This is a genomic window from Bacteroidota bacterium, assembly GCA_016183775.1.
GTDB lineage: Bacteria > Bacteroidota > Bacteroidia > JABDFU01 > JABDFU01 > JABDFU01.
This window is the reverse complement of sequence record JACPDY010000040.1, coordinates 1-21472: the sequence shown is the minus strand read 5'-3', so window position 1 is coordinate 21472 and position 21472 is coordinate 1. Positions and strand designations below refer to the sequence as shown.

Annotated in this window: 14 protein-coding genes; 4 read left to right on the top strand and 10 right to left on the bottom strand. The window is 40.8% G+C overall.

The genetic code is table 11. From position 1 onward, the window contains the following. Positions 1-26: 26 nt before the first annotated feature. The 6 genes from HYU69_05325 to HYU69_05300 form a co-directional block, all read right to left on the bottom strand. A complete protein-coding gene (locus HYU69_05325; protein MBI2269763.1) occupies positions 27-1124 on the bottom strand; it encodes a hypothetical protein in 1098 nt (365 codons plus the stop codon). A 202-nt stretch (positions 1125-1326) separates the two neighbouring features. Beyond that, positions 1327-2556 carry an MFS transporter gene (locus HYU69_05320; protein MBI2269762.1) on the bottom strand — a complete coding sequence of 410 codons (1230 nt, stop codon included), beginning with the start codon at positions 2554-2556 and terminating at the stop codon, positions 1327-1329. A gap of 26 nt (positions 2557-2582) precedes the next feature. Continuing rightward, positions 2583-3512, bottom strand: a complete 930-nt coding sequence (gene miaA, locus HYU69_05315; protein ID MBI2269761.1) for a tRNA (adenosine(37)-N6)-dimethylallyltransferase MiaA — start codon at positions 3510-3512, stop codon at positions 2583-2585. Next, on the bottom strand, positions 3512-4126 hold the full coding sequence (locus HYU69_05310; protein MBI2269760.1) for a hypothetical protein: 615 nt from the start codon (positions 4124-4126) through the stop codon (positions 3512-3514). The genes miaA and HYU69_05310 overlap by 1 nt, the downstream gene beginning before the upstream one ends. Before the next feature lie 270 nt (positions 4127-4396). Continuing rightward, positions 4397-5815: an HD domain-containing protein gene (locus HYU69_05305; GenBank protein ID MBI2269759.1), complete on the bottom strand. Its 1419-nt coding sequence runs from the start codon at positions 5813-5815 to the stop codon at positions 4397-4399. 239 nt (positions 5816-6054) lie between these two features. Continuing rightward, on the bottom strand, positions 6055-8457 hold the full coding sequence (locus HYU69_05300; protein MBI2269758.1) for a hypothetical protein: 2403 nt from the start codon (positions 8455-8457) through the stop codon (positions 6055-6057). Between the two features lie 352 nt (positions 8458-8809). Here HYU69_05300 and accC point away from each other — a divergent pair, with 352 nt between their 5' ends. After that, positions 8810-10306: an acetyl-CoA carboxylase biotin carboxylase subunit gene (gene accC, locus HYU69_05295; GenBank protein MBI2269757.1), complete on the top strand. Its 1497-nt coding sequence runs from the start codon at positions 8810-8812 to the stop codon at positions 10304-10306. A gap of 114 nt (positions 10307-10420) precedes the next feature. Then, a complete protein-coding gene (locus HYU69_05290; GenBank protein ID MBI2269756.1) occupies positions 10421-11023 on the top strand; it encodes a DUF4294 domain-containing protein in 603 nt (200 codons plus the stop codon). A 71-nt stretch (positions 11024-11094) separates the two neighbouring features. On the opposite strand, the gene HYU69_05285 is transcribed toward HYU69_05290, so the two are convergent. The 4 genes from HYU69_05285 to HYU69_05270 form a co-directional block, all read right to left on the bottom strand. After that, complete coding sequence (locus HYU69_05285) at positions 11095-12456, bottom strand: TolC family protein (GenBank protein MBI2269755.1); 1362 nt, start codon at positions 12454-12456, stop codon at positions 11095-11097. Beyond that, positions 12449-15514 (bottom strand): efflux RND transporter permease subunit, encoded by a 3066-nt coding sequence (locus tag HYU69_05280; GenBank protein MBI2269754.1) that lies wholly within the window; start codon positions 15512-15514, stop codon positions 12449-12451. Before HYU69_05280 ends, HYU69_05285 begins: the two co-directional genes overlap by 8 nt. A 67-nt stretch (positions 15515-15581) precedes the next feature. Continuing rightward, the gene (locus tag HYU69_05275; GenBank protein ID MBI2269753.1) at positions 15582-16646 is read right to left on the bottom strand and encodes an efflux RND transporter periplasmic adaptor subunit; all 1065 of its coding nucleotides are present in this window, start codon (positions 16644-16646) and stop codon (positions 15582-15584) included. After that, positions 16633-17133 (bottom strand): winged helix-turn-helix transcriptional regulator, encoded by a 501-nt coding sequence (locus tag HYU69_05270; GenBank protein MBI2269752.1) that lies wholly within the window; start codon positions 17131-17133, stop codon positions 16633-16635. The genes HYU69_05275 and HYU69_05270 overlap by 14 nt, the downstream gene beginning before the upstream one ends. Before the next feature lie 505 nt (positions 17134-17638). On the opposite strand from HYU69_05270, the gene HYU69_05265 reads away from it, so the two are divergent. After that, positions 17639-19276, top strand: a complete 1638-nt coding sequence (locus tag HYU69_05265) for a tail fiber domain-containing protein (protein MBI2269751.1) — start codon at positions 17639-17641, stop codon at positions 19274-19276. 54 nt (positions 19277-19330) lie between these two features. Beyond that, positions 19331-21472: hypothetical protein (locus tag HYU69_05260; protein MBI2269750.1), on the top strand; the 2142-nt coding region annotated here is incomplete at its 3' end.

Below are 21472 nucleotides of genomic sequence, written 5' to 3'. Positions count from 1 at the left end.
CAGAAAACAGCTGATCCATTGCCCTATTAAAATAAATTATATTTTATTCCAGCAATTAAAACAAATACACGGGTTAGTCCATCCGGTCTGGATTTCCTGACAATAACCGGATTGGCGAAGATAAATACGAGATCAATTTTTTTTGAAACAGGAATTATTCCGGAAAAATTCAGATTTAAAGTTAATCCTTTCGACCCCACTGCCTGATCTTCTTCCCCTTTTGCATTTATTATATTATCGTTTGCCATGTGATAAATAAGCAGTAAGCCTGCATTCAAATTTAATTTTTTAACTAAAAATTTTCGGTTAACTCTTACTATTCCGTCATCGGCTCGTTTCAGTTTGTTAGATTCGAAATAATCATTGTAATTACTGTTGTTAATTATTAATGGAAGGTGCAAATACTCGTTCTTATTGGCATTAAATGAGTGTTGATATCCAAAGGTTAACTCCCATTTTTTAAATGAATATTTAGCTCCTATGAGAGCATCAGTTGTTCCAAGACTTGTTTGATATACCATTGGAAGGGGTAGATTATTTTTTGAAAAATTAGAATTATTTAAAGGGAATTTAATTCCTCCTACTAAACTTAAATTGGAAATTAAATTATTATAGACGAGAAAACTTACACTTGCAGTTATGTCCCCTGGGCCACTAACGCTACCCAGTTTTCCATTAATGAAAACAAATGGAAGCTTTATTTGGGTAAAAAGTTTATGCTTGAAAAAACCTGCATTCGCTTCAAGTTGATTTGTTAATATGCTGGTGGCATTATCTCCCACGCCATAAGATGTTGTATATTGAAAGAAATACTTGGGAAATTGTTGATAGTAATTTGAAGTATAAGCGGGCTTTGCCTTTATAGAATCGGTTTGAAAAGATTTAGTTGCGACTTGTGATTTTTTTTGTAAAACAGAATCCTTCTGAATTTTTTTTGAAGTAAATTTCAATCCCTGTTTCGAGAGGTTAATAGTGTCAAGGGTTGTATCTTCATCAGGAATTTGTATTAATTTAAGTTCATCATGGGCAAGAGGCTCATATTTAAATTGCACTAACCCCAATGAGCCGATAGAGCATACCCCGGCATCGCTGCAGCCTTGCGCGGACAATTCAAAACTAAACAAAGAAAAGAGTGTTGATAAGAAAAGGAGTAAACCTGGTCTCTTTCTGTTTTGGCAATAATATTTATGTTTCATTCTTTGAGCAATTCCGGTTTTTAATAATATCCATTTCTTATTGAAGGAAGCTCTAATCGTTATTGTGTATCTATTTGCTTAAGCAAATTCGAAATGTTTTACTAAAGTAATGAATTTGGATATACCAGATTTATATTTCTTTCATTCTCTGGTGTTCCTTCACAAGGATATAATACCAGGCAACACCCACAACATACAGCGAGGCTGTAATTAAAAAAATACTCACATAAGTAAAGTTTAGTTCACGCAGTACTTCAAATATGCGTGAACTTACGAACCAGCTTCCGCTCCATATTGCCATGGTTAGGGCGCTCACCATTTCACGGTTCTTTGGACCCGCGTAGCCCATAACAACATCGGTTGTCATCGGTCCGGCCATATTCATTAAAGGCTGGCGTAACAGAAAGAATATAACAGCAATGTAAACTGCAATTCCAAGATGGTTATAGTATTGGGTTGTGGACATTGCTACAAGAGCTACAATAGCCATGCTTTGTGTAAAGGGAACCGCTTTATGATATCCCCAGCGTTTTTTGATAAATGGTACGGACATTGAACCGAATGCCACTAAGATGGCGCTTAAGGAGTAAATGAATGAATATTCAGATGTGGTCATATTATGAACATTCACAAAAAACAAATTGAGGAAGGGAATCGTAAAGCCGGCACCTATAGCGATAAGAAAAGTGGGTCCAAGCACTTTGGCTATACGGCCCCAATCGTGATCTGCGAAGTTGAGTTTAGCCGCTGTTTGTTCAGGTAGTTCTTCTTTCACAACCATTCGTGCAATAAAAAAAATACCTGCTAATCCGATCGCGGACATTAAAATGAGCAAATATTCTTCGTTAAATAATTTATTGTCATAATGATTCAGCAGTCCTATTAGCAATCCTCCGCATATACTTGCAAAACTCCAGGTTGAATAGCTCAGTGTAATTGAAGCTATATGTGTTTCCTTTGGTGAAGTGCGAAAAATAAAGGGCAGTATGGGTATCTGTATAAATGTAAATGAAGCTCCCCACAAAAGCTGTGATGAATATACCATCCAGTCAATATGGTATGCGGTGGCATACACAATAGCCATCGCGAATAAAGGCACTCCAAAGCCGGCCAGGTAAAAGAGATTCTTGATCTTTTTGTTCCTGATATAAAAACCAAGCGGAAGGGCCAGCACCAATACACCTAAAAAGCGGTACCCTATGTACCCCGCGCTTTGCGCGTCGGTATAGCCGTTGTTCTGCATGAATAGAGGTTGAATGGCGAGGAAGGATGAGTTGACCAGCTGTACAAAAAATTCGGCCACGATCACATAAAAAATGTGCCGGGGTATTTTTCTGTATTCACTTAACAGGCTGAGCATATGTATGCAAAGGTAAGACCGATCTTTTAACAGGTACCAGCTTTTGTTTCAGAAATTTGATAGGCCACATAATCAATGATCGCATTTGTGTCGGCAGGTTCAAACCATTTGATCGATCCATCTTTTCTGAACCAGGTTAATTGCCGCTTTGCAAAATTCCGGGTGTTTTGTTTGATTTGCTCTATCGCTTTTTCCAAACTTTGTTCACCATCCAGATGATTGAACAGTTCTTTGTATCCAACGGTTTGTAAAGCATTGAGGTGTTTGTATTTTGTCAGATTTTTTACCTCATCGATCAATCCCGCTTCGATCATTTCGTCAACACGTTGATTGATCCGTTTATATAATTGTTCACGGTCGGTGTTCAACCCGATTTTGATAATGCTGTAATCTCTTGGCTTCCCTTTTCCTTTGCGAAATGAAGAGTAGGGCAGGCCGGTCGATAAGCAGATCTCAAGTGCACGGATGAGGCGTTGCGGGTTGTTCAGGTCAATTGTGTTATAATATCCGGGGTCAAGTTTGCTTAATTGCTCTTGCAGGGGAATGATTCCTTCTTTTTTATAGGTCGTATTAAGCGGTTCCCGTATATTTTCGTTCACTTCCGGAATGTCATCAAAACCATTGCAAACCGCGTTGATATACATGCCTGATCCACCGGCCAGAATAACAAGAGCATGCTTTTTAAACAATTCATTGATCAGTTCAGAGGCTTGATGTTCATATTGACCGGCATCGTAATCATCGGTAACAGAAATAGTATTGATGAAATGATGTTTTATTTCAGCCAGTTCTTTGTCAGATGGTTTTGCTGTTCCGATATTCATCTCCCTGAAGAACTGCCGTGAGTCGGCGGAAATTATTTCGGTTTGGAATAATTTTGCAAGTCGGATAGCCAGAGACGTTTTACCAATGGCTGTTGGCCCGGCAATAACAAGCAGGAATTTTTTCTGATGCATTAAAGTTCTTCTTCGGCTTCTTCGTGCCCGGCCCCATCTTCTTCTGTTTCCTCTTCGTCACCGTCCGGTAGTTTGCCTTCTTCGTCCTCATCCTCATCATCAAGTCCTTCTTCATGATGAAAAATTTTCTCAACAAGATCGCCCGGTTCATCATCGTCATCCTCAGCCACGGGAGGAAGGGTAGTAGGTTTATATTGCCTGGGTGCAATACCTGCACTGTTTATACAGCGGGGATAGCTGGCTATAACATCTTCGTCAACAATGATCTTTATGAGCTCTATTGTAAAACTCCACTGGGCATCGAAATCAAAAAGGTAAAGGATTTTTTGATGGGGATCCTCAATAAATTCGGCCATCTTCGATTTATGCATCAGGCGCTTGGGTTTGCGTTTCAAATCGACATCCTCCTCCGTCTCATCTTTAAGTGTGATCTCCGTTCCTTTTCTCCAAAAATCATCACTCATGTAAAAGGAGGCATTCTTGGAATTGTCGAAACCAATGGCCTGTTGTATTGCGTTGTGAAAATCTTTAAAGGTTTGTGTTGTACGTATCTCAATAACACGAAATACTTCTTCGTGATCTTCAAATTTTACTTTGAAACGATAAATAGCCATAATTAAAGGTTTGCATTAAAATTAAAAATATTTTGATAAAATAAAAAGATACATTAGAGTTTATATCGAATAAGGATTTTGGTGAGCTTTTGTGTTTTGGTGCTTTAGTGGCAAATGGGTTTTCGCCACCAAAGCACGAAAGCTCAAAATATCCACCAAATATTTTTCTGAAAATTTCATATAATATTCTTATTCGGTTAGTCTCTATTGACGAATAAAGAATGAATTCTAAACAGTTCCCCTAAGGTTAAATATTTGTTTATTCATTCTTTATTTGCTATTCGTTGATACTTTAAGTCCCATTTCTTTCCCCTTTTTTATCATAAACTCGTAAGCTTGTTCATATTCATTTTTAATGTGTCCATCAAGTATAGCTTCACGAATGGCTAATTTAATAACTCCTACTTCACGGCTGGCAGGTATGTTAAATGTTTTCATAATATCTTCGCCGCTTATAGGCGGCTGCCAGTTACGGACACGGTCTTTTTCCTCAATATCTTTCAGCTTTTCCCTTACCAGTTCAAAATTCTTCAGATAGCGTTGAACTTTCATCGGATTTTTAGACGTAATATCCGCTTCGCAAAGTATCATCAGGTCGTCAATATCATCTCCCGCTTCAAACAGAAGTCTTCGTACCGCGGAGTCGGTTATTTCATTCCTGGACAGAACTATTGGCCGGAGGTGAAGTTGTACAAGCTTTTGTACGTATTTCATTTTTTCGTTGAGCGGGAGCTTCAGTTCGGTAAAAATTTTGGGAACCATGCGTGAGCCTTTGTCTTCATGTCCGTGGAACGTCCATCCGTGTTCGGGTTCAAACCGTTTGGTTTGAGGTTTGGCAATATCATGTAATATTGCGGCCCAGCGCAGCCAAAGGTCATCTGTTTTTTTGCAGATGTTGTCAAGCACTTCAAGGGTATGGTAAAAATTATCCTTGTGAGATTTCCCGTTTATTGTTTCAACACCCTGCAGCAGGACAAATTTCGGGAAAATGATATGCAGCAGACCTGTATTGAAGAGTAATTTAAATCCGGCAGACGGTTTTGGGGCGAGAATGATCTTATTGAGTTCGTCACTGATCCGTTCTTTCGAAACTATTTTTATTCTTTCCTTATTGCGTGAAATGGCTTCCAGCGATCCGGCTTCAATTTGAAAGTCAAGCTGTGTCGAAAATCGTATGGCGCGCATCATACGCAGCGGGTCGTCGGAATAAGTAATATCCGGATCAAGAGGGGTGCGGATGATCTTCTTTTTAATATCGCCGGTGCCGTCAAATGGATCAAGCAATTCACCATAATTGCTTTTGCTTAAAGAAAGTGCCAGTGCATTAATGGTAAAGTCCCTCCGGTTCTGATCATCTTCAAGTGTACCGTTCTCCACAGCCGGTTTGCGTGATTCACTATTGTAACTTTCTTTTCGTGCTCCAACAAATTCTATGTCATAGTCTTCATATTTGATCTGTGCAGTGCCAAAATTTTTGAAAACGTGAACCTGGTGTTTGTTTCCCAGTTTTTTTACCACATGTTCAGCTAATTCAATACCGCTGCCTATGGCAACGATATCTATATCTTTACACGGACGGTTTAAAATAATATCGCGCACCCAGCCGCCAATCACATAGGCTGGGATATTCAGTTCCGCGGCACTCTCTGAAACAATTTTAAATATGGGGTGGGTAAGGTGTTGTTGCAAGATTTGTTGGTTGTTTGTTGTTAGTTATTAATTGTTGGTTTGTGGCCTCAACTGGCAACGAACAACCAACAACTGATATTCCTTTCATTAGAGATTATATCGAATAAGATTATTACATGCAATTTTCAAAAAATATTTCGTAAAAATTTGGAGCTTTTGTGCTTTGGTGGCTAAATTCCAATTGCCACGAAAGCACCAAAACACGAAAGCCCACCAAAAAACTTTAATCGATATAAACTCTATTCTTTACATTTATAATTCATATAATCCTCCTTCACTTGTGGAACATCCAGTACCTGGAAACTCATATTTGGTTCTCCGAATAAGTTACAATACCGGGTAGAATTAATTTCATGGGCTTTACGCAATGCATCAACAAATAATCTTGATACAAGCCGCTCCTGTACATTTGAGCAGGCAGATATAAATGTAAATAAAACTTCCTCGTTTACATCCGGCTGATGAATAAATGGCTCAAGTAAGTCGGCAGAATAGTTGAACTCTTTATGTTTCATAAATGTATATGCAAGTTTAAGGGAATTCTGCCAGGTCGCTTTTTTGAAACTGTAAAATGATTTTATTTTATTTATACAATTTTGAACAGTTGTTTCAGAACCTTCAATGGTATCCATCGCGGCCATAATTTCAAACTGGAATTCAGTGTTCAGTGCATCTGTATATCGTTTTGGGAAGTCTTTTTCCTGGTACAGCATATCGATCTCGGCCTGCAGTTTGGATACCTTTGTATTATCGTCAAGCGGTTCCAGTTGCATTTTACAGAACAAATAGTTGTACCTGATGTAACTGTTGTTCGGGTCAATGCTCGCTAATTCTTTTAACCGGGTCAAATGATCTTCCGTCACTTTGTGTTTGTTCCTGAAATAATCGTAAACCAAGGCATTCATATATAATCCCGCGAATGATGGTTCTTCCGGAACAATAAGTTTGTCGAGAGTTTCGGACGAAAAGCGGTTGTTGTCAATATTCTTTTCAATATAGTATTGGATCTTGGCGGCTTGCTTTATGTCGCCCCTTTTTACAGCGCTGTTAAATTTGGAGATGCAAAAACGCTCTTCTTTCGGGCCGGCAATATCATACGTTACGTCAAGTATTAATTCGGCAAAGCGTTCTTTCGCAAGGAATGGCTCAAGTTCTTCAGCAAGACCTGGTTTCGTATTTATTTCATGGATAGCTTTATGTTTTGACATTTTGGTGAGATAGTCATATTTTCCGTCTTCCATTTCCATGGTAAATAGCAGCCACGAGTCGCGGGTAATAATATTCGTAAGTATCTCACCTTCTTTTTGAGTTTTATTCAGCGCTTCAATAATCCCATTTGCACGATTTTTCTGAAGCTGCGCGTTTGCAGCTGAATCGCCTTCAATGGATGAGTAGGCGGTTACATAAATGCCTTCAATTGTAAAATCGGGTTCCTGTAATGAATCAAGCAATGGTTTGATATCTTCTTCTTTGTAATCGTATTTATTTTTTTCAAACGGCACTCTGAAATTAAGTAACCCGCTTTCCGATTTTGGTTCAAACATGGGTTTGAGGTAGGCCGAGCTGTCGGGCATAAGCAGCATCTCACAAGGAGCTCCTTTCTGACTTCCTGTTTCAACATACCTCGGTTTAATGGTTTTGCATACTTGCCCGTCCTGCAAAATAATAAGGTTCATCTCAAATTCACCTTTGATTTTTTTAGGGAACTTGCCGATGCGTGAATTAAACGTTTCTTCTGTTTTTGCTTTCTTGCCTTTTGAAACCACTTTGTATCGGGCAATGTTGTTTCTGAAAAGACGTTCTCCGGAGATTGGCTTTATCAGTGTTCCTTTGGTCAATAAATTATTATTGTAAATATTATACTCCGGTTTTTCATATTGCGCGCGCTGGATAATATCAACAGCAATGCCATCGGTGGGCCGTTTGAATATTTTTTTCAGGGCATTTTTGTCATAATATTTTATGCAAATATATCCTTCTTCATTAATGTATAAGCCTGCTCGAAGGCTGTCGTAATCTTTGAATTTATCACAATTTTTGCATGCCTGAGGGGTAGGGGGCTTTATCTTTTTGTTTTTGGATGTGAATGGAACGGACAGTTCTTTCCTTTTCTTAACGCCGTCATTCATTAAAGTATAATTCGAAAAAACAACGGAAATAAAGGCGGTTTTTCCTTTCTCCTCCAATTTCACTGTAATTGCATAAAGTGTGTGATTCCCATTGGTTATTACCGGTCTCTCTTTTTTCGATTCTTTCCATTTTTTTATAACAGTTGCGGCAACTTCTTTTGCAAACAGGTAATCTTTTCCTTTGGTAACGGATACTCCAAAAACAATTTCCTCCCCATTATGCGCTCCACCACAGGCCACAAGACGCTTACCTGTATTTTCGTATTTGCTTTTTTCACACCAGGTTTCAGCCTTTGCGCTTTTACTCATGTGGTAGGCTTGCAACTCTGTAGCGCATTTAAGAATGGCGTTACTTTCAAGTGTATCGTACCCGAGTTCCCTGCGCATGTTGTTCATTCCTTTTACAAGCAGGCGTTCGAGTGAATCGAGGGGGAAGGGAAAGGCATTGGATTGAGCGGAACTATTGAGCCAAAGCATAAAACCGATAATTAAAAGGGTAATTTTTTTGATCATAAAAAAATCACAGTTTTATTAAGGATCCGGGATTGTTTAAGTTTATTCATCCGGAGTTATTGGCCTAAAAATCTAAACCCCTGAATGCTTTTTCTTTAATTATTCCTCGTTCGTTTTGACAGCTCAACGAACCTTAAGGTACCCTGAGCCTGTCGAAGGGTACCTTAGCGAATTTGTCATACACCCATTATTCCAATCCGCTAATAATTAATACATTTACTTAGTACTACGAAGCTTAAGCGACACTTAATAAAGTAAAACCTAATCTTTTAAAATAGTTTTAAGGGTTAATTGTCGTCCAAATTAGTTTGCATGGTAATAAAGATTCTTAAAATTAGAAGAATAATCGCTTATGGACAAAATATTAGTCGCTAATCGTGGTGAAATAGCATTGCGTGTTATGCGTTCCTGTCGTGAAATGGGTATAAAAACGGTCGCTATATATTCTGAGGCCGATCGGAATGCGCCCTTTGTGCGTTACGCCGATGAGGCGGTTTGCATCGGACCTCCACCTTCTTCCGCCTCATATCTCGATGGGGATAAGATCATAAAAGCAGGTAAGGAATTAAAGGTTGATGGTATTCACCCGGGGTATGGTTTTCTCTCTGAAAATGCTCAATTTGCTCAAAAAGTAAAAAAAGCAGGGATTATATTTATCGGACCTTCGCCGGAGGCGATGGACATGATGGGTGATAAATTATCGGCAAAAGCGGCGGCTAAAAAATATAATATCCCAATGGTTCCGGGTTCGGCAGGCGCTATTGACGATGTGGCGGAAGGCAAAAGAATAGCAAAGGAAACAGGTTTCCCTCTGTTGATCAAAGCAAGTGCAGGAGGGGGCGGAAAGGGGATGCGTATTGTTGAGAAGATCGAAGAACTTGAGGAGCAGATGAAACTCGCTATCAGCGAGGCCAGATCGGCTTTTGGGGATGGCTCGGTATTCATTGAAAAATACGTTTCGGGTCCGCGCCATATTGAGGTGCAGATATTGGGTGACACACATGGCAATATTGTTTATTTGTTCGAGCGCGAATGTTCTATCCAGCGCAGACACCAGAAGGTAATTGAGGAAGCCCCATCATCTGTTCTTACACCGGAATTGCGTAAACGTATGGGCGAATGCGCGGTCAATGTCGGAAAGGCTTGTAACTACGTAGGTGCAGGAACTGTTGAATTTTTGGTGGATGAAAAAAGAAATTTTTATTTTCTGGAAATGAATACGCGTTTGCAGGTGGAACACCCTGTAACGGAGATGATAACGGGTATTGACCTGGTGAAAGAGCAAATTAAAGTGGCGAGAGGAGAGAAGCTGAGCTTTAAACAGGAAGACCTGAAAATAAACGGGCATTCTGTTGAAGTACGCGTTTATGCTGAAGATCCCACAAATAATTTTTTGCCTGACATTGGTAAGCTGCTTACCTACCAGGCTCCTAAAGGCCCGGGTGTGCGGGTTGACGATGGCTTTGAGGAAGGTATGGATATACCGATCTATTATGACCCTATGATCGCTAAACTTATTACACATGGTAAGGATAGAGAAGAAGCCATCGATCGTATGGTACGGGCTATTGATGACTATAAAATTATCGGAGTAGAAACTACCCTCGGTTTTTGCAAATTTGTGTTAAAGCATAGCGCCTTTGTTTCAGGTGATTTTGATACACATTTTATAAATCACCATTTTACCCCCGAAATGCTGAAGTATGAAAATGAAGAAGAGGCTGAAGTAGCTGCCATTATTGCCGCCCGTATCATGGGGTCTGAAAAAGCTGTAAAACTAAATGGAAATTCGGGTACTGCTATTATATCTATATGCACTCATTATATATTGACTGTCAGGTATTTATAAATTGCAATTTTTAATTCACCGTGGTTTGTTAGTTACTTTATGTAACATCACCAGTCCTGTTTTCGTTTAACTTATTAGCCTAAAGAGGCATAATTGTTGATTAATTGAACAGTAATGAAACATATAATTGTCATATTATTTAGTTTGATTTTCACAGCGTGCTATTCACAGGTGTTATCGGGTAATAATGATAATTCACACATGAAGGGTTTCGTGGTAAGAGCGACTGTGGTTAATGGCGATACAGTTCCTTTTATTATGCTGAAAGAGGCTGTTGTGGTGGCGCAAATGATATTTGCGAGTGAAGAGGATGCGAAAAAATACCGTTTACTTGTACGTGATGTGCGCAGGGTATATCCATATGCCATATTAATAGGAGCAAAAGTGAAACAATATGATCATCAAATGGCGGATATGAGCAGACACGAGAAAAAGGAGTTCATGAAAAAAGCGGAACATGAGTTGAAAGAGCAATTTGAAAAGGTGATCCGTAACAACACAGTTAACCAGGCCCAGGTACTCATAAAACTTATTGATCGTGAAACCGGGACGAGTTCACATCATCTGATCAGGCAATTTAAAGGTTCATGGAATGCGTTTATGTGGCAATCGGTTGCGCTGGTTGTCGGTACTGACCTTAAAGACCGCTATGATCCCGAAGGTGCTGACAAAACGATAGAACATATTGTTCGTGCAATTGAGTCAGGGCATATTTAGGGTAAATTTCTTCCCGATAGTTTTTAACAAGAATGTATGATCTTATGCGTCCCTTTGTTTAGGGTTGAGATTTATTTAACCAACTCCCCGTTGAGTTTCATCAGCGTAGTTTCGGCAACTTTCGCGTCATAACGCGCACTTAATCTCCGGCTTGCCGCGTCTTCAAAACTTTTTTGGGCAAGGTTCATATCTACATTGGTCGCATTGCCGATACGAAATCGTTCAAGCGCTACCGCAAGATTTTCTTTAGCCACCGCGCTGTTCTCTTCTTCCAGCAGAAGCGCTTCAAGCGAGTTTTGATAATTATTCCAGGCTTTCAGCAAAGAAGTCTCAACCTGTTTTTGAGTTTGATCAAATTGGTACTTTGTGATCATTGTTTGTTGCTGCGCGTTCCGGTAAAGGATATTTGTTTTAAAGGCATTGAATAAATTCCAGTAAATGGAGAGCCCTCCGTTCCATCCGAGATTTTGATTGATCAACGCGAAGCCCACCTGGTTATTTGTTTTGCTGAAGTTGTAAGTTGTATTAATGCCGATCTGAGGAAGGCGAAGCGCATTTACTTCTTTCAATACTTTCTGTGATATCAGAATGTTTTTTTGTGCATATAATAATGAATCATTTAGTTTGGGTACACTTGTTTTCAGATCGTTGTATGAAACTTTAAAGTTTAGTGGTATGCTGTCGGCAACTATGAAGTCGGCTTCATTGCTGCGAGCGAGCAATAGATTTAAAGAGGCTTTAGCATTGCTGAGGTCTGTTTTTAATTTCAATATGGCCGATCGCTGGGTGTTCAGGTCGACTTTTGCCTGCAGCAGATCTAATTTTGACGCAGAACCTATCTCTGTTTTTTTTTGCGCGATCCTGATCCGTTCTTCCGAAACTTTAACCGATTCATACATGGCCTTGATAAGCTGCTGCTGGCGGACAATGTTGTAATAGGCTATAATAATTCCGGAAAGATTATTTTCAATCTCCATTTTTAAATTCAGTTCGCCCTGTGCCTGTAATTCGTTCAGCTTTTCTTTCGTTGCGAACATCCTAAATCCGTCAAAGATCGTCCAGTTCAAACTAACCCCGCTATTTATATTGTTGGATGAAACCCCCTGTCTGTCGATTTTTAGTCCGCTGGCGTATTCCTGTTTTGTATTGACCGAGCTTAAGCTGCCGGATGCATTAAGTGATACCTGCGGGAGAAAGCCGGCGTTACCATACGTGTTATTATTTGCTGCAATGCTGGTAGTGGCTTTGGCGATAGCTATTGCATAATTATTTTTCAATGCAATCTCAATAGCATTGTCCAATGTAAGGTTTTCCTGTGCATAACAATTGAGAAGTGAAGTAAATGTGAAAAGAAGAAGCAAAGGATATTCGATCCATGTCAGTTTTTTAACTCTCTCCCCTTTGGGGAGAGCAGGGGAGAGGCATTTAAGCATTTGATTTCGCTTTTTGTTCTTTTGACAAATATGAATACATAGCGGGTATCACATACAATGTAAGTACGAGAGAGAACGTCAGTCCGCCAACAACCACAATTCCCATACCCATGCGGCTTTTAGCACCGGCACCCAAAGCGATTGCTATTGGCATTGCACCGAGTACTGTCGCGAGGCTGGTCATTAATATGGGACGGAACCGTGCTTCGGCCGCTTTCTGAATTGCCTCCTTCGTATTCACGCCTTGTTTTTTAAGTTGATTGGCAAACTCAACGATCATGATGCCGTTTTTAGTGACAAGACCGATTAGCATTATGATCCCGATCTGGCTGAAAATGTTGAGTGTTTGATTAAAATACCAAAGCGACAATAATGCTCCGGCTAAAGCAAGCGGAACGGTTAACATGATTATTAACGGATCGATGAAGCTTTCAAATTGCGCCGAAAGTACGAGGTAAATAAGTACAAGGGCCAGTATGAATGCGAAGAGTATATTGGAAGAACTTTCGGCGAAATCGCGTGAGGCACCTGTGAGTGTGGTTGAGAATGATTCGTCGAGAATTTTATCGGCAATTTTTTGCATTTCTTTAACTCCGTCACCAATCGTTTTTCCCGGGGCAAGATCAGCCGAAACTGTGGCGGACTGGTAACGGTTGTAATGATAAAGCTGAGGAGGGTTACTTTCTTCCACCAGTTTAACAATATTATCCAATTGAACCAGAGCGCCCGCGTTATTGCGAACATAAATAGATCGAAGGTCATGCGGATCATCCCTGTTCTTCCGCATGAACTGGCCGATCACCTGGTATTGTTTGCCGTTCATGTTGAAATAACTGAAGCGCTGCGCGCTAAATGCCAACTGAAGTGTTTGCGCGATATCGATTGTTGATACGCCCAGGTTTTTTGCCCTGTCACGATCAATTTTCAGGTTGAGTTCAGGCTTGTTGAATTTAAGGTTGCAATCGACAATTTTAAAAACAGGACTTTTATTCGCTTCTTCTAAAAATTCCGGAAGTTTTTCTTTCAGCTTTTCAAAGTTAGGAGCCTGCAGGACGAATTGAACCGGCAAGCCTCCGAATCCCCCGGAAGAAATGGTTTGCTGCTGGATGACAAATGTTTTCGCCTCCGGAAATTGTTTAGTAATCTTTGTCACATAGTTTGCAATATCCTGCTGGCTGCGTTTGCGTTCATTAAGGTCAGATAATCTTAATCTCACAAAGCCGGTATTGACGGCACCTGAACCCGAAAATCCGGGAGCGGTAACAGTTAAGCATATCTTTTTCTCAGGAATCGAATCGCCGACAAATGAGGAAAGCCTATTCATAAATTTGTCTGTGTATTCAAAAGAAGCTCCCTCAGGTGCAGTTATTGACATGCGCATCCAGCTTCTGTCTTCCAAAGGAGCGAGTTCGGATGGAATAAAATTTCCAACAATAAATATCAATGCCACAGCTGCAGCGATAATTACATAAGCCCACCATCTCACTTTCAAAAAGTTGGCTAATGTATTTCCATAACCGTTATTCATACGTTGGAAAAATGGTTCGGTGATCTCGTAAAAGCGGCTTTTTTTGTGAACGTCTTTTCTGACCATATAAGCGTTAAGCATTGGTGTGAGGCTTAATGATACAAATGCCGAAATAAGTACAGCGCCGGCAAGTACAACTCCGAACTCCCTGAACAATCTACCTACGAATCCCTGCAGGAAAATAACAGGCATAAACACAGCAGCCAGAGTTACAGAGGTAGATATAACAACAAAAAATATTTCATTTGACCCTTTTATCGCAGCCTTATAAGGACTCATGCCCTGTTCTATTTTCTTATAAATATTTTCAGTCACTACAATACCGTCATCAACAACAAGACCTGTGGCGAGCACAATAGCGAGCAGTGTGAGAACATTAATGGAAAAACCCATAATATACATAATGAAGAATGCGCCGATCAGCGAAACAGGAATATCAATGAGCGGGCGGAAGGCAATCAGCCAGTCGCGAAAAAATAAATAAATGATCAGGATAACCAATCCAATGGCAATGAACAGCGTTTCACGCACTTCTGTTACTGATTGGGCAATAAATTTTGTATTGTCCAGCGCGATATCCAGATGGTAATCTTTTGGAATATCTTTTTTGATCGCCTCAACTCTTTTGTAAAATTCTTTGGAAATGTCAAGATAGTTGGCACCCGGCTGAGGCACAAGTCCAAGGCCGATCATGGGTACTCCGGATTGCCGCAAAATGGTTTCTTCATTTTCAGGTCCAAGTTGCGCATATCCGATGTCATTCAGTTTAACTACTTTGTCACTTGCTGTTTTAATAATAAGGTTATTAAAGCTTTGCTCATCGGTGAATTTGCCGGCTGTGTTAATCGTTAATTCAGTTGTATTGCCCGCTATTTTTCCCGACGGCAACTCAATATTTTCCCTGTCAAGCGCTTGTTTTACATCAAGCGGTGTAAGTCCGTACGATGATAATTTATCGGGGTCCATCCATAAGCGCATGGCATAGCGTTTTTGTCCCCATATCTGCACGGTACTTACACCCGGAATGGTCTGTAATCGTTCCGCGATCACATTTTCTGCGTAATCACTTACCTGGAGTTGATTCTTGGATTCGGACTGGACAACCAACGCGAGTATGGCATCTGAATTGGCATCTGATTTGGTTACCGATGGCAGCGCGTCAATATCCTGGGGGAGTTGTCGGACTGCCTGAGATACTTTATCACGTACGTCATTCGCGGCGGCTTCGAGGTTGGCATCGAGATTAAATTCAACAACGATCTGGCTATTGCCCTGGTTGCTTGATGAAGAAATGGAGCGGATCCCTTCAATACCATTCAGTGCTTTTTCAAGTGGTTCAGTTACCTGCGATTGAATAACATCGGCATTTGCTCCGGTATAGGAGGTGCGAACCGTTATCACAGGCGGATCAATAGAGGGATACTCGCGGACACCTAAAAATGTGTAACCGATATAGCCGAACAGGATGATGACAATGGACATCACTATGGCCAGTACCGGACGATTTATACTAGTGGTTGATAGACTCATTTTTTTGTTGTCGGTTGTTAGTTGTCAGTTGTGGGGTTTGCAGTTACCAACAACAAACAACTAACAACTATTTCCTCACTACTCTTACCAAATTATCCTGTTTCAACTGCATTATACCCGTTGTTATAACTGAATCACCTGCCTGTAATCCGTTTATTACCTGGATAAGTGAATCGGTCCGGATGCCTGTTTCAACATTAAGTTGCTGTGCTTTTCCATTTTTACAAACAAAAACTTTTTTGCCTTTCAATACAGGAATAATAGCTTCGGTAGGGATCATTATAGCATTGCTGATCTTTTTAAGAGGTAATTGAATTTTTGCGAATGCGCCCGGGAATAACTTGCCAGTCGGGTTTGCCGCCAATGCTCTCAATTGTATGGTTCGTGTAGCCTGATCAATCCTGGGTTCAATTGCATATACTTTTGCGATAAATATTTCCTTGTTATCGGTAATGGTAAACTGAATAGTGCTATTGAGCGTAATGGCATCAGCGTATTTCTCGGGAATAGAAAAGTCGATCTTGACCTGGTTAAGCTGCTGTATGGCTGCGATACGTGTTGTTGGTGTAACAAGGCTTCCTTCACTTACATTTTTTAACCCGATAGTGCCACTGAACGGTGCCCGTAATTCAGTCTTTGCAATCAGTGCTTTGGTATAATCAATATCCGCTTTGGCTGTATTCAAGAGGTTCAGCGAAATGTCAAATTCTTCCTGGCTGATGCCACTGATGGAAAGTAGCTGTTTCTGGCGGTTCACTTTTTCATCCGCTATTTTTGCCTGTAGTTCAAGTTTTTTCAGCTGTGCCTGCAGGTCGGCATCGTTGATTTTGGCCAGCAAATCGCCTTTGTTCACCACACTGCCTTCAACGATCGAAAGAGAGATCAATTTACCGGAAACTTCGGGCACAAGTACAACCTCTTCATTGGCAATAACGGAGCCGGTAACAAATACATTGTTGTTGAGTTCACGCGGAGCGGCCACATAAATGGCAACAGGACTTGGAGGTGTGCTGTTGCGTTTGCCCTGTAATTGAGCAGCAGGGTTTTTGGGAGGACTTAAAAAAGCAATTTTAATGACCACCAATAATATAACGACCGTTAAAATGATCAATGGGGTTTTAAGTTTTGTCATTTTGCACTTTGGCTTTTTTATAATTAACAATGATGCGATCGGAAGGAGCCTTGCTTAAATTCTCAAAAATTTTGTCGATGGTAGAATGGAAATTCCGTATCTGTTCCGGGCTAATGCCGGCTATTACATATTTATTTATATCGCTTATGCCTTTATGTATTTCAGGCATAATTTTCAGGGCTTTGCCAGTTAGTTCCATCCAATGTTCTCTGCGATCGTTTGGGTTAACGGTACGTTTTAAATATTTTTTCTTTACAAAGTAATCAATGATCCTCACCATTGAGGCTTTGTCAATTTTAAGCATGTTGGAAATATACTGCTGCGTGCATTTGCCCGGACTTTTTTCGATCAATAAAAGAATAGAATAGTGACGCTCAATTTCAAGATGTTCGAGTCGTTTAGTTAACGCGCCAAAATACATCTTCGTTAAAATAGCGAATCGTCTTCCGATGGGCAATTCGGGGAACAGTTTGTTTAAGTCTGGCATGTTCAAATTCCGGGAATACAAATATAGTTGATATTATAAATAGTTTGTAATGCAAACTAATGTATTAAATTGAAAATGGCTTAAATGTTTTTCAACCTGTCTGAAACTGTTTGATTCTCATCAAAATAATTTATAATGAAGGACATTTTTTATCAAATTTATGGAGATGCGGTTTTTTAAGATAAGGCGAGAAATGCCCATATACTCCATTTAGCCATGATATATGTAATTTGAAAATGGGAAATACCAAAAGATGATGTGCGCTATATTTTTATTTTAATTACTTGGTAATCAATATTTTATGATTAATTTGTGTTAAGTGTGTGTTGATTGTTTGAATGGAAAGTATCTTCATTCCGATGACCTGTTGTCATTAGGTGTGATATAATAAAATAATAATGGTTTGCTTAAACATTACCTTCGGGCGATGTTTGCACGGTAATTAAGATAAAAACAAATTAGTCATTGTTCTTTCATTTCTTAACAAGTTTAAAACCCAATTAAAATGAAATCTTATAAGACAGTAGTAGTATGTATGCTTGCATTTTATTTAGCAACAGAAAAAATTTCGGCGCAGAATATCGGCATTAATGCCACAGGAGCCGCTCCTCATGCTTCCGCATTGTTGGAAATTGGCAAGGGTACATTAGGCAGTCCTGACGCTTTGGGACTGCTCATTCCCCGTGTGAATTTAACTATGACCACTTCCAATGCACCGATAGGCGCGGGTATTGCAACAAGCTTAATGGTTTACAACAATGCAACGGTGAACGATGTTACTCCCGGATATTATTACTGGAACGGTACCGCATGGGTGAGATTCAGTACAGGCTCCGGTGGTGGATCGGCAGGGTGGGAGGTGCTTGGCAATACCGGCACTGTAAGCGGAACAAATTTTCTTGGTACAATTGACAATCAGGCTTTGGATATCAGGACAAATAATACGGTCAAACTAAGAGTAACAACAAAAGGACAATTGGAAATTTTTGATACACCAGGCCCTAACAACATACTTATTGGCGAAGGTGCAGGGGAATCTCAAACAACCTGGGGAGCGACATTTATCGGGCATAATTCCGGTTTTAACAGTACAAATTGTGATGGATGTACAGGAGTAGGGCATAGAACATTGTATTCTAATATTACGGGGGATTATAATACTGCTTTAGGATATAATTCACTGTATACACAAACTTCAGGTCTAAGCAATGTGGCTGTAGGTTATTATTCAATGTTTTCGAACCAAAATGGTGATCGGAATGTTGCCGTGGGCAGGGAAGCTCTGAATGGGCTTACAGCACGCGATGAAAATGTGGCGGTAGGATTTGAGGCTTTGCTTTTGAATTGCGGAGATTATAATACCGCCGTTGGTGCCATGGCGCTTAATTCAACCGTATCGACAGCCACATTTAATACTGCAGTGGGTAAAAATGCGCTCAGGTATACTACAAGCGGAATTTATAATTCCGGTCTTGGTTCAAATGTGCTTAATGGCAATACAACAGGGCGCAATAATTCAGCGATCGGAAATATGGCAGGATTTGTAAACTCAACAGGTAACTATAATACTTTTCTTGGAAATGTAGCCGATGCAGCCACTGCCGCTCTTATAAATGCTACAGCTCTGGGTAATGGCGCAATAGTAAATGACAGTGATAAAGTGCGCATTGGCAATACTTCTGTAACTGTGGTTGAGGGTCCTGTGATCTATACCGTTTCCGACGGACGTTTTAAAGAAAATATCACCGAGGAGGTAAAGGGGCTGGAGTTCATTAAACTGTTGCGTCCTGTTGTTTATAATTTCAACACCAAAACTTTTGAAGAATTCCTTACAAAGAGTATGACTGGTGATGCGCGTAGTAAACATTTTGAGGGACGCGATTTCACAAGGTCTACTTCAATTCGTCAAAGCGGCTTCATAGCCCAGGAGGTTGAAAAGGCTGCCCGTGAGGCCGGATATGATTTCAACGGAATCCATAAAGCCGAAAATGAAACCGATAATTATAGTCTTGCTTATTCGGAGTTTGTAGTGCCATTGGTGAAAGCGGTTCAGGAGCAACAGGCACTGATAGAGTCGCAACAAAAGCAAATTGCCGATCTGAAAAGAGCGATGGAAAGTTTTTCGGTGCAATTATCGAAATAATATACCCTGACGTTTTTTGATCTGATTAAATATAATAAATGATATAATTTCCGAATGATGTCTGATAAATCGCCCATAAAAAAAACAGGATCGCCTTCAGGTTCTTTTCTGCGTACCGGATGTTCTGTTCTGCTTGTTGCAATCTCCTTGTTATCTTTTTCACAGGCCAGGCTTGTCATAAATAATGATGGATATATTGTGATAAATAACAGTGCCTACCTCGTAATTGACAACAGCAATGCGAACGCGATAACGGAACTGAATGCCGGAGGAAGAATTATTTCTGAGTCGGAAACAAACCGTGTGCGCTGGAATATAAGTAATGCTACAGGAACATATACTGTCCCCTTTTATGAAGATGGTGAAGCCGCAGAGATCCCTGTAACAGCAACAGTAACTAACCCGGGAACAGCAGGGGCTGCGAACAGGATCGATTTTTCTACTTATGACGGGCCAACTTTTGATAATGTTTTGTATATGCCTTCGGGGGTTACAAATATGAGTAACCCGCCTGTTGTGAATAATTCCCCCAAGGTAATTGACCGCTTTTGGGTACTTGATGCCAACCATACGGTTAAACCCGATGTTACGTTAAGCTTTGGTTATGTTGATGCTGAATGGTCGGCCGTGGGAAATACAATTACTGAAGCCACTTTGGAGGCGGAATACTGGGACAACCCGGGCAGTAATTGGACCGCAGTGCCTTCGGGAACAATTAATACAGGAACAAACGTTGTTTCTTCCGTAAATGCTACCGCTTCCACTTTCTTTAAATACTGGACACTGGTCGATGCCGCATGTGTAACTCCAACCGTTTCAAATGCAGGAAGCAACCAAAGCGTTTGCGGAACAACCGCCACGCTTGCAGGAAATACGGCCACCGCAGGAATAGGGGAATGGACATTGGTAAGCGGTACAGGAACGATCACCAATCCGTCATCGCCAAATTCCGGAGTTACAGTGTTGGGTATGGGGCCTAATGTTTTTCAGTGGACAATTTCTAATCCTTTTTGTACTGCTTCTTCATCACAGGTAACTATTACAGTGATCGCCCCGCCTACAACATCCAGTGCGGGTTCAAATCAAACTATTTGCGGTGCAACAGCCACTCTTGCCGGAAATACACCTGCAACAGGTACCGGAACATGGACGCTTGTGAGCGGAACCGGAACAATAACTACACCATCATCTCCTTCATCAGGAGTTACAGGGCTGGGTGCGGGAGCAAATGTATTTCAGTGGACGATCGCTAATTCTCCTTGTACTGCTTCTTCTTCGACCGTTACTATAACAGTTGTTGACGCACCAACAACTTCTAATGCAGGAGCAGATCAGAATTTGTGCAGCACTTCTGCTACATTCGCAGGAAATAATCCTACATCCGGAACAGGAACATGGACATTGGTAAGCGGGGCAGGAGCAATAACCACACCTTCATCTCCAACATCAACCGTGATCGGGCTAGCGTTAGGTGCAAATGTTTTCCAATGGACTATTTCAAATCCGCCTTGCGCTCCTTCATCATCAACCGTTACAATAACAAATACCGGTGGTGCAACCACTTCTAATGCCGGAGCAAATCAAAGTATTTGCGGAACCACGGCAACTCTTGCCGGAAATACCCCCACAACAGGTACCGGAACATGGACTTTAGTTAGTGGTGCCGGAACAATAACCACACCATCATCACCTTCATCGGGAGTTACGGGCTTAGGTACGGGAGCAAATGTATTTCAGTGGACGATCGCAAATCCTCCCTGCGCTTCTTCTTCTTCAACGGTTACAGTAACTGTTGTTGATGCACCTACAGCATCAAATGCCGGTACAAATCAAAGTGTTTGCGGAACAACGGCAACCCTTGCCGGGAATACACCTTCATCAGGTACCGGAACATGGACTTTAGTTAGTGGTGCCGGAACAATAACCACACCATCATCTCCTTCATCGGGAGTTACAGGATTAGGTGCGGGAGCAAATGTATTTCAGTGGACGATCGCCAATTCTCCCTGCGCTTCTTCTTCTTCAACGGTTACAGTAACTGTTATTGATGCACCTACAGCATCAAATGCCGGTACAAATCAGAGTGTTTGTGGAACAACCGCAACCCTTGCCGGGAATACACCTTCATCAGGTACCGGAACATGGACTTTAGTTAGTGGTGCCGGAACAATAACCACACCATCATCACCTTCATCA